This window comes from Paraprevotella xylaniphila YIT 11841, assembly GCF_900683745.1.
In the GTDB taxonomy this organism is placed as follows: Bacteria; Bacteroidota; Bacteroidia; order Bacteroidales; family Bacteroidaceae; genus Paraprevotella; species Paraprevotella xylaniphila.
On record NZ_LR215980.1, the window covers coordinates 1,479,334 to 1,497,893 of the forward strand.

Here is an 18,560-nt window from a genome sequence, read left to right on the forward strand (position 1 = left end):
CAGGGACAGTCCCGGAAAATGAAAAACAGTTATATCTTATCACGATTCCGGCCGGAGCACTTCCACCGGCTTGTCGTTCATGCATCGGCGCACCTGTCCGTAAACGATGAGCGACACCACCACGCATAGGCCGCACACGATGGCCGCCATCAGTCCCACGCCCGGTGTCTCACCGTAGTGGAAATACTCCATCCATTTGCGCATGAGCAATGCTGCCGGGAAGTAGGCCAACACGCCACCCGCCACGACATAAAGCAGATAAGAACGGAGCTGCGGCCGGAAAACATCACGGAAACCTGCACCCATCACCCGGCGGATGGCCATGCTCCTTCGCCGCAGGCGTAAGGAATAGAGCAGCATGGAGAACACACCGGAGAACGTTATCAGTACGCTGAACACCGTCAAAGCACTCAGAAGATTGGCGTAATACGTCTCCTCTTTGTAATTTCCTGATATGTATTCGTCCAATGTGGAAATATAGATTTGTTCCTCAGGCACGTCGAACTTCTGCAACACGCGGCGCATTGCCGCCTCGGCATCCTCCCGACGCCCGGGAGCATACTTGACATACACCGCATCAAGCTCGACAAATGGACATTCATGATTCTCTGGCACGCCGACCAACATCAATGGACGTTCCTGCTGATGGAAGTCGTTCAGGTAAATGTCCGCCCCATCCTCTACCGACAACGCCTGCCGGATATAATGCCCGTGAACGTAATCTCCCTGATAGGCCATATATTCATGCCTTGTCATCATCCAGGTATAAAGCTTGGCTTGCTTGGGATACGTCAGACCGAATTCCCGCATGGCCGCCCGGTTGAACAGTACTTGAAGCCTGCCGGGTTGTTCGTTCTCCGCCGACAAGGTACCGCCGTGCACCGTGCGGATATGGAAAAAGTCCATGGCGCGATAGGGAATCTCCATGTAAACGACGTCTTTGACGGCATCGGCCTCATCCTTCCACGCGTTACCTTGCAACCAAAAGGCTTCCGGAATGACTCCTATGTAGTTAGTCGTCACACGGTTGAAAATATCGCTTCGCATCGCGATGGCATCTGTGATACCCGCTCCGGACTCCTTACGGAATTCTTGCGGAAGGTCATTGAAGATGGACTCGTAATTGTAGTTTTCATCCGCCCCTTCAGCAACCCGCCAACCCGTGTAAAGCCGCAGGATATTCTCACGGTCAAAACCCAAGTCAGAATACATCATGTCCGCCAACTGCCGGTGCATCCCCAACGAAAGGAAAAGCAGGAAGGCACAGGTAAAACATTGTACCACGAGCAGCCACGAATGGGAACTCCCCGCGCCGTCCTGTCCGAGAAATGAACGGTGATAAACACAACGCATCTTCCAAACGGGATAAACCATAGCCAACAAGCACAACACAACCACACTACCGGCAACCCATGCAGACACTGTATAAAGAAGGCCGGCATCTCCGGGTACCCCACCGCTATACCTCAACCACTCTATCCCTATCACGGCAAGCAGCAGCCCCGACAACACGACCGGTGCCACACCGGTCAACATCCAATAGGCGTTCTGCCCATCGGACGCACCCAGACTACGGCGCAAAGCATACTCCCGCGTCCGACCGAGGAAGATAGACGTGTAAGCCATCGTCAGGTTCACCACCGCGCTCAACACCAACAATAATGAAAGTACCACGAAAGCCAAAGGATAGAAATATGCTTCCAGAAACGGTAACCCGTCGCCCATCTTGTGAAACATACGAAGAGGAGTGAGCATTAATTTCATTCCACCCTCCCCATCCCAATCCACACGCAAGAGTTCGCATTCCGCTCTCTCCGCATCGCCCGTACGGAGCAGGATGGTGAAGTTTCTGGCATATTCTCCATTGATTTCAAAGTCAGAAGGCTCAAGAGGTTCGACGAAGTCATAATAGATGTTGCTCTTACTACCACAGTCCTCCACCACCGCACCAACGGTATAAGTGCGGTTTTCACGTCCCCGAAAACGAGCCACGGACTCGCCAACTACGTCCACACGGCCAAACAGCCTCCGTGCCAAACTTTCCGTGAGAATAAACCGGTCACCCGATTTCTCTATTTCGTCCAAGCTTCCGTAAAGGACACGACAGCCCAAGGTACGCACTGTTGCAACTGAGGCAGAAAGGTTTTGGGCGTATAACCCATGTTCTAGATTATCTGTTCGGGCAATCTTCGCCCGACCGCTTTGCATACGCCACAGCCCCACTTGCGCGTTTTCACCCAACACGCTGTCAATTTTCTCTCCCAGTCCGTACCATAGCCAATGTGATAACTGCGTACTGGTACTGTCGTCCATTCTTTCCACCACATACAAATCCTTATACCCCGGCCGGAAACTGTCATAATGCGTCTCCGTCCACAGCCAGTTCACGCTGAACGTCAGGCACACGATGCTCACCGCCAAACCGGACACAGAGACCACGGCCTGCCACCCTTGGTGGCGCAGGCCGCGAAGGGCCTGCTTGAAATTCTGAATCCATAAACCCATGGCAACCTCCGCTTCTAAAGGTTCTGCAATCTAGCTTCTTCCTCACCCAACACATGCCCGTCGAACAGATGGATGATGCGGTCGGCATAGCCCGCATCATGCTGCGAATGGGTCACCATGACGATGGTCGTCCCTTCGCGGTGCAGTTCGCTGAGCAAGCCCATCACCTCCTTGCCGTTCTTGGAATCCAAGTTTCCCGTCGGCTCGTCGGCCAGAATCAACTTCGGACGGGTCACGATGGCACGGGCGATGGCTGTGCGCTGCTGCTGTCCTCCGGAAATCTGACGGGGATAATGGCGTGAACGGTGCATGATGTCCATGCGGGCCATGGCCTCCTCCACCCTGCGCTGGCGTTCCTGCTTCGGCACACCCATGTAGAGCAACGGCAAGGCGATGTTCTCCTGCACCGTCAGCTCGTCGATGAGGTTGAAACTCTGGAACACGAACCCCAACATGCCTTTGCGCAATTCGTTCCGTTTCGACTCGCTACAGGAGGACACGTCTTTCCCGTCGAGCATATATTGCCCCGAAGACGGGCTGTCCAACAGGCCGAGAATGTGAAGCAACGTGGACTTGCCACAGCCCGAAGGCCCCATGACGGCCACAAACTCACCCTGACCTATCTCGATATTCACTTTGTCCAAAGCCCAAGTTTCCACTTCGTCTGTCTTGAACACTTTTGTCAATTCATTCACTTGAATCATCGTTTCCATACATTATTCTCATTTATCAATTAATATTTATGTTTAAGCTTCCGGCCGGAGCACTTCCATCGGCTTGTCGTTCATGCAGCGGCGCACCTGTCCGTAGACGATGAGCGACACCACCACGCACATGCCGCATACGATGGCCGCCATCAGTCCCACGCCCGGTGTCTCACCGTAGTGGAAATATTCCATCCATTTGTGCATGAGCAATGCCGCCGGGAAGTAGGCCAACACACCGCCCGCCACGACATAAAGCAAATAAGACCGGAGTTGGGGTCGGAAAACATCCCGGAAACCCGCGCCCATCACCCGGCGGATGGCCATGCTCCTCCGCCGCAAGCGCAAGGAGTAAAGCAGCATGGAGAACACGCCGGAAAACGTTATCAACACGCTGAACACCGTCAACACCGAAAGCAAACCGGCGTAATAAGTCTCTTCCTTGTAGCTGTCTGCCATATATTGCTCTAACGGCATCAGGTGAATCTTATCCTCGGGGACGTCGAACCTCCGCAACACGCGGCGTATGGCAGCCTCTGCGTCCTCGCGTCGTCCCGGCGCATGTTTGACATACACCGCATCGTGTTCCACGAAACGGCATTCGTGACGGTCGGGGATACCGACCCACATCAATGGCCGTTCTTCTTCGTGGAAATCGCTCAAGCGCACGTCCATGATGCCTTTCACTTCCAACTTTCCGGCAATATGGTTAGTCCACGTAGTATACATCATTATATTATGCCCGGTATCATCGGAGCCGACATAAAGGTTCACCTTCCTGAAGTCTCCCGCCCGGAACTTCCTGCAAGCCGCCTCGTTGAACATGACCGGCTCCACACCGTCCTGTTCCGGCTGTCCTTCCAACCGCGCACCTCTCAGAATGTGCAGGTGGAAAAAGTCGAAAGCCGCATAAGGAACCTCCATATAATCTATTTCGTTTTCGGGTGTCAACCTGTCATCCTTCTTCCCGTTCCATTCTTCTTCGGTCAACAAATTGATGCGCCTCCGCGAAAAACGGTTGAAAATATCCGCAGGCAAGGCTATGGCATCCGTGATACCGGCTGCCGCCTCCTTCCGGAACTCCTGAGGCAAGTCGTAAAATATGGATTTGAAATCAAAAGGATCTTCTTCGCCGGGCCAGTATTTCCGCCCGGCGTGCAAACGCAATATGTCCTCACGTTCAAAGCCAAGGTCTTGGTTCATCATCCCCGACAACTGGCGTTGCATGCCTAAAGAGATGAACAGCAAGAAAGCCGACGCGAAACATTGCACCACCAACAGCCAAGCGTGGGAACGGCCTGCGGAAGCCCCTCCGCCCAACGTAAACCGATAAGCCCGGCGCACCTTGTGTACGGGATAACCCGTCCCGGCCACCACCAACACGAGCACTGCCCCCACGACTTGTGCGAAACAGACATACACATGCGAAAGATTGCCAGGCACTTGGCCTTCGTGCGCCAACCACTCCAAGGCCACGCAGCCCAACAAAATGCCCGACAAGGCAACGGGCATGACCTCCGTCAGCATCCAAACGGCATTCTGCCATGCCGACGCTCCCATACTGCGGCGCAAGGCGTATTCGCGCACCCGTCCTAAAAAAACGGAAGTGTACACCGCCAAGAGGTTGACTACGGCACTACACAACAACAAGACGGAAATCAGCGTGAACGCCAAAGGGTAAAAATAAGCGTGCAGGAAAGATTCGCCGTAACCCACCTTATGAGCCGTGCGCAAAGGGATAAGCCGGAACTTCCAGTAACTCTTCTCCTGCGGCAAGTAAATCCGGCTGAACGCTTCCTCCACAACCCTGGGTTCTTCGGTCCGGACATAGACCATGTAAAGACCGAAAGCATTCCACTCCCGTTCACTTTCCTGCACATTCAGCGGCGACAACATATCGTACTCCCTAAACGTCCTACCTTCGTTATCGGCTACTACCGCCCCCACGGCCTGCGTCCCATCCACACCATAACCGGAGGTCTCAAAGGTTTGCCCCACGGCATCCGTCCTTCCGAAAATCTTCCGGGCCAGACTTTCTGTCAGAACCACATGCCCGGGCATGGCCAATGCCTTTTCAGGGTCGCCGGACAGTACCGTAAGCCCCAAAGCACGCACCATCCCAGAAGAAGCAGCCAAGCTACTGGCTCGAAAATAGTCCTCTTTCCGACCGGAAGGATACACTTGGATACCCGATGTCATCCCTACCACTCCTACTTCAGCTTTTCCCTCCAACAAACTGTCCATCTGCACAGCCACATTGTAAACGACACTGACTGTCCAACGGGTAGAATCATTATACTGCATCAGATACAAATTCTTGTAATCCGGACGAAAGTAATCGTAGTTCGTTTCCATCCACAGCCAGTTCAGGCTGAACGTCAGGCACACGATGCCCACGGCCAATCCCATGGCAGAAATCCCAGCCTGCCAACCGTGGCTGCGCAGATTACGCAAGGCCTGTTTCAGGTTCTGCACCCACAAACTTATTGTTCCCATAGCTTCAAACTGTTTCCTTGGTTTCATTCGTCCCATGCCAATTCCTCCACGTCGCCATAACGGCTGTAGCCGGACGTAATGACACGGTCGCCGGGTTGCAGGCCTTCCAACACTTCATATTGCTTGGGGTTTTGCCTCCCCAAACGGATGAACGTGCGCACGGCACGGCTCTCGCCCGGCACCACCTTATAAATCCACTGTCCGCCCGTCACGGAATAGAAATCGCCACGAGGGATGGTCAGCACCCGTTCCGGGTTACCCAATTCTATCTGCACGCGCAGAGCCTGCCCGAGGCGCAAGGACGGAGGCACCTCGCCCGTAAAAGCCAAGTCCACGGTAAACATGCGGTCCTTGACCTCCGGTACGACGCGCCGCACCGACATGGCATACGGCTTGCCCTTGTAAGTGCCCTTGGCTGGAAGCCCGCTTACGATACGGTCGATGTAATACTCCCCGGGAGTGACCCGCACCTTATAGCGGTCGAGCACCTTGACTTCGCCGATTTCCCCTCCGGCCTGCACCTGTTGGCCGGGCACGACCGTGAGGTTGCTCAACTGCCCCGTGAGGGGCGCACGCACCACGAGCCACTCCTGCTTGGCCTTCACCCGCTCGAATTTCCGGATTTCCTGCTCCCTGTCGTTGCGGATGAGCGAGCGGCGCACGATGGTGGCCGCCGAATCGTGCTGCAGGCTCTCCTGTTCCAGTTCCGCCGCACGGGTCTTGTACTCGTACTCCTGCCGCGCCACCTCCAGTTCCGCCTTGCTCTTGATGCCCATGCGGAACTCCTCTTGGCTCAGGGCATAGCTGTCCGAAATGCGTTGCAGCTCATAACGGTTCTGCAACACCTGTTTGCGCAAGAGCAAAGTCTTCTGTTCCATCTCGATTTCCTGCTCACGGTAGGACATGAGTTGCTTGTGCAGGGCATTCTCCTGCACCTCCATCTCGTCCAACAACTCGGGATTGGACAGCACCAGCAACGTGTCGCCCTGCCGCACCCGTGCGCCCTCTTCGGCCACGATGCGCTCCACGTAGCCGCTTATCCGGCTGTTCACGCGCAAGGACAGCATGGGTTGCACCACCCCCTCCTGCTCCACGTATTCCAAAAAGTCGGCCTCTACGGCTTCGGCAAGTCCCAACGTATCGGCCGACACGCGTTGTTTCTCGGGCGAGAACAGCAAGACCACCGTATAGGCAGCCAAGGAGAGGAACACGATGCCTCCCGACACATAATATTTGTGGCGCACGAACCACGGTTTTTTCTTGAGTTGTATGTCCATATATATAATAAGGTATAAACGTTACACATTCAGGTTCAGTCTTTCACCAGTTGCCCGTAATCCACCTGCAACGGGCGGCCTTCGAAGAAGTCGTAGAGCGTCAGGCTGCGCAGGGTGTAGTAGAGGCTCCAGTAAGTGTGCAAGGCGTTCAGGTAATTCCGGCGTGCGGCATCTTTCTCCTCGATAGAGGCGTTGAGGTCGAGCACACTGGATTTTCCCAACACGTACAGGCGGCGCGCCACCTCGCTGCGGCGCAAGGCCGTGCTGTCCGTGCGGGCCGCCACGCGCACACGTAGCCCCTGCAGGTTGAACTGCCCCACCAACTTGCGGATGTTCTGGTCGAAGTCCGTGCGGCTCTGCTCCACTTGCGTCTCCACCAAGTCCCGCTGCGAACGGGCCACGCGCACTTGTCCGCGCCCCTTTCCCCAGTCCAGGATGGGCAAGGTGATGCCGATGCTCACCGCCTGTTGGTCGAGCGGATGGCGGTAGGTGGAAGAGAATTTCTCTGCCGTCTGCGTCAGGCCGAAACGGAGATAGAGGTCGGCTTTCAGGCCGGCGTTGGCCTTGGCCTGCGCCACGTTGCTTTCCGCCTCCAACTTGCGCCGCTTCATGTAGAGGATGTCGGGACTGTGGAGATGCGCCCACTGCAAGGCCGCCCCCTCCTCCACCATCACGTCGGGCACTTCCGTGACCATCCGTATCGCGGGCAAGGTGTCGCCTTCATGCAAACCCAGATAGGAACGCAAGTCCAGGGCGCACTCGTCCATCTCGATACGGGCATTCAGCCGGTTGGTCTCCTCGTTCAGGCGGTTGATTTCGAGTTGGAGCATCTCATTCTCGGTGGTCGTGCCAATCTGGTAACGCCCCTGCGCGAAACGGTAGAGCGTGTCGGCATGGGCGAAATTCTGGCACGCCGTGGCATAGTTGCTCTGTGCCATGGCCAGCGCGAAGAACTTGTCCACGGCCCGTGCGGCTACCAACTCCATCGTCTCCAGATAAGACCGCTGCGCCTCCTCGTAGCGCACCGGTTCGATGCGCCGCCTCCACTTCAGGCTGTTGTACCCGAAAAGCGACTGGCTGTAGCCGATGTTGACCGGCACGCTCTTCCAAGAAAAAGTGCGGTCGCTCAGCAAATCCGTACGCAAGAGGGAGGATTCCAAGGACAACGTGCCGCCCGTCCAAATGACATTCTGCTGCACGCGCAGGGACAGGTCGGTGTTCAACAGGTTTTGCTCGACGAAACGCACCGACCCGTCTTCCATCGTGATTTGGTTGATGGAACGGTCGAGGTTCGGGACGGAAGTCAACGTGAGCGAAGGCAAGTAATCAGCCCGAAACGAGCGATAGTCCCAATAAGCCGAGCGGAATGTATGGCGTGCGGCCAACGCGTCGGGCGAAGACTGGCAGGCCCGGAGCACCACATCGTCCAATCCCCAGCCGCCCGCAGGCAGAAGAGGCTGTGCCGCCGTCCCCATCCCCCAACACACCGCGCATGCCGCGCATCCTATCCGCATTCTGATGTCCATAAGTCTTTTTATCATTCGGTTACAACTAATCACATCCAAATTGCGTGCCAAAAACACAAACAACTGTATTCCAGACGTGTACCCCATCCACACCTGAAAACGAGTTGTGCGGATTTGCACTTTTTATGTGCGGAAATGCACATCCGCACACATTTTTGCGTAACTTTGCCCCGTACCAAATACCATATTCTATGCCTGCATTAGGAAAAATACTCATCATAGACGACAACGAAGACGTGCTCTTCGCCCTCCATCTCCTGCTTGAACCCTACGCGGAGAAAGTCAAGGTCATGCGCTCGCCCGACCGCATCGTGCATTTCATCACCGACTTCCGGCCGGACATCGTGCTGTTGGACATGAACTTCACCCGCGACACCGTGAGCGGACAAGAAGGCATGGACTGCCTGCAGGAAATCCTGAAACTGGACCGCCATGCCGTGGTGGTCATGATGACGGCCTATGCCGACACGGACAAAGCCGTGCAGGCCATCAAGGCCGGGGCTACGGATTTCGTGTCGAAACCTTGGGAAAACGATAAGCTGCTGGCCACGCTCCACGCCGCCATGAAGTTGCGCCGCTCGCAGACGGAGGTGGGACGGTTGGAAGAGCGCGTGGAAGCCCTCAGTGCCGAACGGGCAACGCCTCAGCCCCTGCTCATCGGCGAATCGGAGGGCATGAGGAACATCGTCTCCACCATCGGACGCTTGCGCGAGGCCGACGTGAACGTGCTCTTGTTGGGCGAGAACGGCACAGGGAAGGACGTAGTGGCCCGCTACCTTCTCGCCCATTCGTCGCGTGCGGCAGAACCGTTCGTGACCATCGACGTGGGTGCCGTGCCGGAAACCTTGTTCGAGAGCGAACTGTTCGGATACGAGAAAGGAGCCTTCACCGATGCCCGCAAAGAAAAGAAAGGACGGCTAGAACTGGCCCACGGGGGCACGCTCTTCCTCGACGAGGTGGGCAACCTCTCCCCCGCCGCCCAAAGCAAGCTGCTCACGGCCTTGGAGAAAAGGCGCATTGTGCGTCTCGGCGGCACGCACGAGATTCCGATAGACGTGCGCCTGATATGCGCCACCAACGCCGACTTGCACGCGCAGGTGACGGAGGGCACGTTCCGGCAAGACCTGTTCTACCGCATCAACACGGTGGAAATCCACATCCCGCCCCTGCGCGAACGCGGCGAGGACATCCAACTGCTAGCCGACCATTTCCTGCGGACGTACGCACGGAAATACAAGAAAGACATCCGGCAAATCGCACGCGACGCGAGGGGCAAGCTGCAACGGTATGCTTGGCCGGGCAACGTGCGCGAACTGCAACATGCCATCGAACGCGCCGTCGTGCTCTGCAACGCCGACACCCTCCATGCCGACGACTTCCTGCTGCACGCCCCGGCATCGCCCGTGGCCGACGGCGGGACACTCAACTTGGAAGCATTGGAACGCAACGCCGTGGAGAAAGCCGTCCGCCTGTGCGAAGGCAACATGAGCCGCGCCGCCCAGATGTTGGGCATCACGCGCTACTCGCTCTATCGCAAACTCGAAAAATTAGGCTTATGAAAATACCCCCTCATTGGCAGGCAGCCGCCTGCGGCGCAGGGTTGTTCCTGACGGCCTCAGCCGCCTGTTTCTGCGCTGCGGAGCAACTGTGGCTCACCGCTGCCGTGTGCGTCGCGGCCTTCATCGGCCTGTATGCTTCCCTCCACCACCGGCAGACACGCCAAATCCGGCTGTTGCGCTCTTTCATACGGGGCATCCGCCACAGCGGGTTGAAAGAGATTCCCCGTTTCGCCCCGGAGGAATCCGGCCACGCCCTCGGCCTGGAACGGGAAATCGAACACACGCTCGCCGCATACCGGCAACAGCTGTTCGACGAGGCCACACGGCAGAAATATTACCAACTCCTGCTCGACCACGTGGACACCGGCATCGTCTCGTGCGACGGCGAAGGGCACGTGGAATGGATGAACCGGGCGGCCACGGCACAAGTCGGCACGTGTCGGCGCGTGCCGGAGGAATGGTTGCGGCGGTCCGGACCGGAGGCGTGCGTAGTGCCGGTGGAACGCCACGGGCAAACGAAAGAGCTCTTGCTCTCGTCCACACGCTTCACTTTGGACAACCGCCCACGGATACTCCTCACGCTCAAAGACATACACCACGTGTTGGAAGAACAGCAACTGGAATCGTGGAAGACGCTCACCCGGGTACTGACCCACGAAATCATGAACTCCCTCACCCCCATCCTGTCACTGAGCGAGACGCTCACCCGGCAAGCCCCCACGGCAGAACCTTCCGCCCAACAGTACGGCCAGATGCAGCAAGCCTTGCAGGCCATCTACCGCCGCAGCAAGGGCCTGCTCCACTTCACGGAGAACTACCGCAAACTGACCCGTGTGCCCCCTCCGCAATACGCAGCCATCCGTGTGGACGAGCTTTTCGACGACTTGAAAAAGCTGTTCGAGGGCACGCACCTCACCTTCGACCAACCTTATCCCGGTTTCACGTTCCAGGCCGACCGCTCCCAAATCGAACAGGTCTTGATTAACCTGATTACCAACGCACGCGACGCGTCCCCAAGCCCCGAAAGCGAAATAAAAATCCATTTGCGCCGGAACACGGCCGAGGACGAAGTGCAAATCAGCGTGCAGGACTACGGGCAAGGCATCCCCGTGGAGGCGCAGGAGCGCATCTTCGTCCCGTTCTACACCACCAAACCGAACGGTTCGGGCATCGGTCTGGCCCTATGCAAGCAAATCGTCAACCAACACCACGGCTACATCACCCTGCATTCCGCTGTGGGGAAAGGCAGCCTGTTCACCCTCTGCCTGCCGCGCAACGGCCTGCGTGCGCCCCAAACTTGAAACGCACAGGACGAATGCTTGTATACAGGTTTTTTACCACCGCCGCACCGTTTTATTGCACACTGAGAATCAATAACATACAATAGAAAAATCAATCTCCGCAGAACGAAAAATCATTTGGCGCAGAATGAAAAATCGTTTGGCTTAGATTGATTTTCCGTTCTGCGGCAAATGAAACGAGCCTTTCAGCGACAGGAAAAATGTAACGCTTTAGGAAGAAAGAGGATTCCTTTACACCGACCTAAAAGACCGCGTGGAGTGCCCTTTCCACGTTAAATATTATTAGAAAAGGATACAGGATAAAGAATAAATCCCTACCTTTGAATAAATAAGGTATAACCATCAGTTTGAACATGAAGAAATATATATTGCCGGTATTTTGTTCCCTTTTGCTTTCCTTGCCTTCGCAAGCGCAGAAGAACGGACAGGCCATACCAACCCCGACGGCTGAATATTATATGAATCATTACCAGTTTGACGAGGCGGAAGAACTCCTTAATCAGGACATCAAGAAGCTGAAACGCAAACGGCAACCGACCGACGTGGAAGAAGGAAAATTGCAGAAAATAGCCCGGTTGCGCTCCATGATGAGAGCTACGGAACGGGTGACGGTCATAGACAGCCTGGTCGTGGACAAGAATACGTTCCTGAACCACATCAAACTCAGTCCGGAAAGCGGGGAAATCAGTCCGTACGGCACATTCTTCAACCGTCCGGACGAAAACAATTGCACAGTCTACCTGTCCGAATTGGGCAATAAGATATATTTCGCACAACCGGACGAGAACAAATACCTCCGGTTGTTTACCAGCGACCTTGTGGGAGGCCAATGGACCAATCCCCATAAATTGGATGAGTTGGACGGAGATGACGCGCAGAACTATCCGTTCATGCTATCCGATGGCATCACGCTTTACTATGCCGCCCAAGGAGAGGAAAGCATCGGAGGATATGACATCTTCGTGACACGCTATGACATGGATGAGAAGAAATTCCTCTATCCGGAAAACCTTGGCATGCCTTTCAACTCGCCTGCCAATGACTACATGTTGGCCATTGACGAGTTCAACCAACTGGGATGGTTCGTGTCCGACCGGAACCAACCGGAGGACAAGGTGTGTATCTACATCTTCATCCCGAACGATGTCCGCAAGGTGTATGATGCCAATATATACGAGGAGGATGAACTATGCCGCCTGGCCCTTATCCACAGTATCGCGGAGACATGGGGGGACAAGGAAGCCGTGGCACAGGCACGGCAAAGGCTGCAAGCCGCACTGAGTGCACCCAAGGTGGTCAAGAAGCAGAAGGACTTCGAGTTTGTCATAGACAACCGCAACACTTACACCTTGTTGGACGACTTCAAATCTCCGGAAGCACGCAAAAAAATGGCTGCATGGCAGAAGAACCGTATGCAACTGGACAAAGACCGCCAACAACTGCAAACCCTGCGCGACCGGTATGCCAACGGCAACGACGCGCAACGTCAAACGTTGAGCCAACAAATCCTTCAGCTTGAAGCACAATGCGAAAAGGCTGAAACGGCACTGCGTGCGGAAGCCAAAACCATCCGCAATATAGAAATACAATCACACAAAAAATGATCATGTTTATCTTTTAAAACCATAACGCTTATGAACAAGTATTTTGCACCATCAGAGCTTATCATCAACGAAGACGGGAGCATATTCCATCTTCACGTAAAACCGGAACAACTGGCAGACAAGGTCATCCTCGTAGGCGACCCGGGGCGTGTCCCCGTAGTGGCAGCCCATTTCGACACCCAGGAATGCGACATCTCCAGCCGCGAGTTCCGAACGATTACGGGTACGTATAAAGGGAAACGTATCACGGTCGTATCCACCGGTATCGGCTGCGACAACATCGACATTGTCATGAACGAACTGGACGCCTTGGCCAACATCGACTTCAACAGCCGCAGGGAAAAAGAAAAGCTCCGCAGCTTGGAACTGGTGCGCATCGGTACATGCGGCGGGCTTCAGCCTTATACGCCGGTCGGCACATTCATTTGTTCCGTAAAATCAGTCGGTTTCGACGGTTTGCTGAACTTCTATGAAGGGCGCAATGCCGTATGCGACCTGCCGTTAGAACGCGCGTTGCTTAATCATTTGGGATGGAGCGGAAACCTGTGCGCCCCTGCTCCTTACGTCATCGACGCACATCCGGAACTGATAGAACGCATAGCTGCCGACGATATGGTACGGGGCATCACCGTAGCCTGCGGTGGATTCTTCGGCCCGCAAGGCCGTCAGCTCCGCATTCCTTTGGCGGACCCCCGCCAGAATGAGAAGATTGAAAGCTTTTCTTACAACGGACTTCAAATCACCAATTTCGAAATGGAGAGTTCCGCACTGGCCGGATTGGCCCGTCTGATGGGACACAAGGCCACGACATGTTGCATGGTGATAGCCAACCGGGTGGCCGGAGAAGCCGATCCAAGTTACAAAAACAAAATCGACGATCTGATTCAGTTGGTCATCGACCGGATTTAAACGATTATACAAGCATGAATATCGATTTCAAACCCTCTGAGGATTCAGACAAAAGCGAACGCTACCGCCAATTTCTCAAACATTACGCCACGCTTATCGAAGGGGAACGGGACGAGATAAGCGTAATGGCCAACACGGTGGCTGCACTGAAAGAAGCGTTCGGGTTCTTCTGGGTAGGATTTTATCTGGTGAAATCCGAACAAGAACTCACACTCGGGCCGTTCCAAGGGAGCATTGCCTGCTACCGTATCCGGAAAGGACGTGGTGTCTGCGGTACGGCATGGGAGAAGGCATGCCCTCTGATAGTGCCCGATGTGAATCTTTTTCCCGGACATATCGCATGCAGCAGCGAATCCCGTTCTGAAATCGTGATTCCAATCATATATAATAAGGTAATAAAAGGAGTATTGGACATAGATAGTGACAAAGCGGACAGTTTCGACGAAACCGACCGTAAGGGGTTGGAAGAAATGGTCAACCTGATGGCTGCCACACTGTACCGATGACCTATTAAACATTCATATCCCTCTCCGTCCGTCTGCACTACAGACGCGACGGGGAGTTTCTGAAATAGCAAACAGCTCTCATGAACACGCAAGATACAATTTGTGCCATTGCCACTGCACAAGGAGGTGCCATTGGCGTAATCCGCATCTCAGGAAAAGATGCCATCGCCATAACCGACCGTATTTTTACTCCCGTAGGTAAACACCCCCTCCCCCTTTCCGAACGCAAGGCTTACACCATGGCATTCGGACATATCCGACAAGACGATGGGGAGATCATTGATGAAGTATTGATCGGTTTGTTCAAGTCACCTCATTCTTACACGGGCGAAGATTGCGTGGAAATCTCATGCCACGGTTCGTCTTTCATCTTGCAACAAGTCATGCAACTGCTCATCCGGAAAGGATGCAGGGCGGCCGGTCCGGGTGAGTTCACACAACGTGCCTTCCTGAACGGAAAGATGGATTTGAGCCAGGCAGAGGCCGTGGCAGACCTGATAGCCTCTTCGTCCGCTGCCACCCACCGGATGGCCATGAACCAGATGAGGGGCGGTTTCAGCCGCGAACTGTCTGCCTTGCGCGAACGCTTGCTCCACCTCACCTCCCTGATGGAACTGGAATTGGATTTCAGTGACCATGAGGAACTGGAGTTTGCCGACCGTAGCGAATTGGAAACCATTGCCGGAGATATAGAAAAAGTCATCAGTGGATTGGTCCACTCATTCAGCGTGGGAAACGTCCTCAAAAATGGAATACCCGTAGCGATTGTCGGTGAAACCAATGCAGGAAAGTCCACACTCCTGAACACGCTGCTCAACGAAGAAAAGGCTATTGTGAGCGACATACACGGCACAACGCGCGATGTGATTGAAGACACGGTAAACCTCAGCGGCATCACGTTCAGATTTATCGACACCGCCGGTATACGCGACACCCACGACACAATAGAAAACATGGGGATTGCACGCAGTTTCCACAAGATGGAACAAGCGGAAATTGTCCTATGGGTCGTAGACAATACTTGTGCGGAAGCCCAAATCCGACAACTTTCGCCCCGTATCCTCCCTCTCTGTTCCAACAAACAACTCATCATCTTGTTGAACAAATCAGACCAAGCATCGCCTATCCCGACAAAGCTATCCGGCTTGCCAGAAAACACTGTCACGCTATCTATTTCTGCCAAAGAAAAAACAGGTATCCAAGAACTGCAAAATCTCCTTGTAAAGGTAGCCTCTGTCCCTGAACTGACTTCTTCCGACCTCATCGTCACGAATGTGAGACACTACGAGGCATTATCTCTGGCTCTCGAAGATATCCACCGCATACAAAACGGACTTCAAACTCACCTTTCCGGTGATTTCATCAGTCAGGATTTACGTGAATGCCTTTTACATCTGGCCGAAATTGTAGGCGGTGAAATTACTACAGATGAAGTATTGGGGAATATTTTTAAGAAATTCTGCATCGGTAAATAGCTAAATGATTGATTGTCATATAGTTATATACATAAACAATCTAAAATACTGACTAAAAACGACTTAAATATGGCAAAATAATAGTTTTATGGAAGGTATTTTCTTTTGTTATTCCTATTTTTTCAACATTTTTGTCCCCCGTTTGTCCCCCAAGCCATATACGGGGGACAAATTTACGTCCCTCTATGTAATTTGAGTACTTTTCACTATAAAATCTATCTAAATCATAGATAATTATTGCTTTATACAGATACCCTCAATCTCTTAGTTTCTAAAATATCAAATGCCATAACCACTGATAAACAAATACATACATATAAACTAATACGGAATTAGAATTACATCAGATGAAATTTTGTTCGAAATGTTTAAAAAGTATTTTATCTTATTCCTTCATGCATCGGAAGGTTTGTTAAAGTACCTAGAAAAATTAACGCAAGGACCTATTACCATATAATTCATTCTTGCAATATATTTAAGAAAAACATTGGTATATGAAGTTTATTAATTAAATGTTGCAATAACATATTCACCCAGCTTCCCATAAGAACAGCGCGGTTAGGGTGAGTCTTTTATTTTCTAGTGATATTGGTTTAGTGACGATGTTAGATATTTTTCCTGAATTTAGTTGACGGCTATGAACTTTACATTTTTTCAAATGGATAGCACCACTTTTTCCAACGAATCAGAGTCCCTTTAAACACTTTTCCATCAAAATTGAGGTTTGAAGTCTACACTTTTCCTTGAAATCAGCAACAATTTCAAAAAATGATTGAGGAGATCTGGCCAAATTACGGTATTTTTCTCATTGGTACGACACGACGAATTGCAAGGTGCAGCACCACTTTACTTTATCCCTGTATTCATATATACGTTCATTAAAGTAAAGTCAAAATAAGGGAAGAAAAGAGATAGCTGCGCCATGGCAAATGGCTCCAACCTGTTTTTCTTCTAGCTGCAAAACTTATAAATGACTCGGGGGGGGGGGTAAAGGTCAGACAAAGCACCACTCCAACGAGGCATAAGATGGTCAAATTGAGACCCGAAAATATCCGACTTGTTAAGAGGTATTACAACAATAAAAGCTATAACAAAAGATCATTGTTTTCAAATCAATGCTTATATTTGGGGTATATATCGGTTATAATGGATAAAAATGAAAACCTCTATACAGATTACTAAAATAAACACATAGCGAAAAAGTAAATTTGGGCAAAGCGTAGCGAATTAGCTGATAGAGCGTTCGTTACGCTTTGTTTTTCTATGGGGCAGAGCCAACGAAATACCACCTTGAAGCCAAACGGTGCAGAAGTTCAGTTACCACCTCGTTACTCCCGTAACGGGTGCAGATTTCTTGCTAAAAGGCTCTTTTTCTGCGTTTTGCGTCGATTTACATAGCTGTCGGTAACTCACTAATAACTAATTTTGTAACCAAAAAAAGGAGTGAGTTATGCGTAGTACATTCAAGGTATTATTTTACGTGAAAAAAGGCAGCGAGAAGCCGAACGGCAACCTGCCTCTGATGTGCCGTATCACGGTGGACGGCGAGATTAAACAGTTCAGTTGCAAGATGGACGTTCCCCCACGGCTGTGGGACGTGAAGAACAGCCGTGCTTCGGGCAAGAGCGTCGAAGCGCAGAGAATCAACCTTGCGGTAGATAAAATCCGTGTGGAGGTAAACCGTCGCTATCAAGAGTTAATGCAGACGGACGGTTATGTTACCGCCGCCAAACTAAAAGACGCCTATCTCGGTATCGGCATCAAGCAGGAAACCTTGCTAAAACTGTTCGAGCAGCACAATGCCGAATTCGAGAAGAAAGTCGGGCACAGCAGGGCGCAAGGTACATTTAACCGTTATCGGACGGTCTGCAACCATATTCGGGAGTTTTTGCCCCATACCTACAAGCGTGAGGATATTCCGTTAAAGGAACTCAACCTCACGTTCATCAACGATTTCGAGTATTTTTTGCGCACGGAGAAAAAATGCCGCACCAATACCGTGTGGGGCTACATGATTGTGTTGAAACACATCGTTTCCATTGCGAGGAACGACGAGCGTTTGCCGTTCAATCCCTTTGCCGGATATATCAACTCTCCCGAAAGCGTGGACAGGGGCTACCTCACGCAAACGGAGATACAGACGCTCATGGACGCACCCATGAAGAACGCCACCCACGAGCTTGTACGGGACTTGTTCGTCTTTTCTGTTTTCACGGGTTTGGCGTATTCGGACGTGAAGAACCTCACCGCCGACCGCCTGCAAACATTCTTCGATGGCAACCTGTGGATAATCACCCGAAGAAAGAAAACCAACACCGAATCGAACATCCGCCTTTTGGACGTTCCCAAACGTATCATCGAAAAGTACAAGGGACTGGCAAGGAACGGTCATGTTTTCCCCGTTCCGAGTAACGGAAGTTGCAACAAGATACTTAAAGAGATAGGCAGACAATGCGGCTTCAAGGTACGTTTGACCTACCACGTGGCACGCCACACGAACGCCACGACCGTACTTCTGTCGCACGGTGTACCCATTGAAACGGTGAGCCGCCTTTTGGGGCATACCAACATAAAGACAACCCAAATTTACGCCAAAATCACCGCCCAGAAGATAAGCCAAGACATGGAAACCCTGTCGCACAAGTTGGAGGATATGGAGAAGAATATCTGCCGAGCCATCTAATTAAAAACAGAATAC

12 protein-coding genes are annotated in these 18,560 nt (G+C 52.7%); 7 read left to right on the forward strand and 5 right to left on the reverse strand.

All coding sequences use genetic code 11. The features are described 5' to 3' along the window. Window positions 1-39: 39 nt before the first annotated feature. From E0E47_RS06355 to E0E47_RS06375, 5 genes are read right to left on the reverse strand one after another with little or no spacing between them, the layout of a single operon-like run. Window positions 40-2,505, reverse strand: coding sequence for an ABC transporter permease (locus tag E0E47_RS06355; RefSeq protein ID WP_130893256.1), 2,466 nt, complete (start codon window positions 2,503-2,505; stop codon window positions 40-42). Window positions 2,506-2,519: 14 nt separating this feature from the next. Next, window positions 2,520-3,209 (reverse strand): ABC transporter ATP-binding protein, encoded by a 690-nt coding sequence (locus E0E47_RS06360; protein ID WP_172604761.1) that lies wholly within the window; start codon window positions 3,207-3,209, stop codon window positions 2,520-2,522. A gap of 42 nt (window positions 3,210-3,251) precedes the next feature. Further along, window positions 3,252-5,705 carry an FtsX-like permease family protein gene (locus tag E0E47_RS06365; RefSeq protein ID WP_172604667.1) on the reverse strand — a complete coding sequence of 818 codons (2,454 nt, stop codon included), beginning with the start codon at window positions 5,703-5,705 and terminating at the stop codon, window positions 3,252-3,254. A 23-nt stretch (window positions 5,706-5,728) separates the two neighbouring features. Then, window positions 5,729-6,982: an efflux RND transporter periplasmic adaptor subunit gene (locus E0E47_RS06370; protein WP_130893258.1), complete on the reverse strand. Its 1,254-nt coding sequence runs from the start codon at window positions 6,980-6,982 to the stop codon at window positions 5,729-5,731. Window positions 6,983-7,017: 35 nt separating this feature from the next. Then, window positions 7,018-8,457 carry a TolC family protein gene (locus E0E47_RS06375; protein WP_420873307.1) on the reverse strand — a complete coding sequence of 480 codons (1,440 nt, stop codon included), beginning with the start codon at window positions 8,455-8,457 and terminating at the stop codon, window positions 7,018-7,020. Window positions 8,458-8,699: 242 nt separating this feature from the next. On the opposite strand from E0E47_RS06375, the gene E0E47_RS06380 reads away from it, so the two are divergent. The 7 genes from E0E47_RS06380 to E0E47_RS06410 all read left to right on the forward strand — a co-directional run bounded on the left by E0E47_RS06380 (window position 8,700) and on the right by E0E47_RS06410 (window position 18,545). Further along, on the forward strand, window positions 8,700-10,067 hold the full coding sequence (locus tag E0E47_RS06380; RefSeq protein ID WP_130893259.1) for a sigma-54-dependent transcriptional regulator: 1,368 nt from the start codon (window positions 8,700-8,702) through the stop codon (window positions 10,065-10,067). Continuing rightward, the gene (locus tag E0E47_RS06385) at window positions 10,064-11,368 is read left to right on the forward strand and encodes a sensor histidine kinase (RefSeq protein WP_130893260.1); all 1,305 of its coding nucleotides are present in this window, start codon (window positions 10,064-10,066) and stop codon (window positions 11,366-11,368) included. Before E0E47_RS06380 ends, E0E47_RS06385 begins: the two co-directional genes overlap by 4 nt. A 353-nt stretch (window positions 11,369-11,721) precedes the next feature. Continuing rightward, window positions 11,722-12,972 carry a hypothetical protein gene (locus E0E47_RS06390; RefSeq protein WP_130893261.1) on the forward strand — a complete coding sequence of 417 codons (1,251 nt, stop codon included), beginning with the start codon at window positions 11,722-11,724 and terminating at the stop codon, window positions 12,970-12,972. A gap of 30 nt (window positions 12,973-13,002) precedes the next feature. Beyond that, window positions 13,003-13,881 (forward strand): nucleoside phosphorylase, encoded by an 879-nt coding sequence (locus E0E47_RS06395; RefSeq protein WP_130893262.1) that lies wholly within the window; start codon window positions 13,003-13,005, stop codon window positions 13,879-13,881. Window positions 13,882-13,895: 14 nt separating this feature from the next. Beyond that, a complete protein-coding gene (locus E0E47_RS06400; protein WP_130893263.1) occupies window positions 13,896-14,387 on the forward strand; it encodes a GAF domain-containing protein in 492 nt (163 codons plus the stop codon). 80 nt (window positions 14,388-14,467) lie between these two features. After that, window positions 14,468-15,862 (forward strand): tRNA uridine-5-carboxymethylaminomethyl(34) synthesis GTPase MnmE, encoded by a 1,395-nt coding sequence (gene mnmE / locus E0E47_RS06405; RefSeq protein ID WP_130893264.1) that lies wholly within the window; start codon window positions 14,468-14,470, stop codon window positions 15,860-15,862. Between the two features lie 1,450 nt (window positions 15,863-17,312). Continuing rightward, window positions 17,313-18,545: a site-specific integrase gene (locus E0E47_RS06410; RefSeq protein ID WP_130893265.1), complete on the forward strand. Its 1,233-nt coding sequence runs from the start codon at window positions 17,313-17,315 to the stop codon at window positions 18,543-18,545. Window positions 18,546-18,560 lie beyond the last annotated feature (15 nt).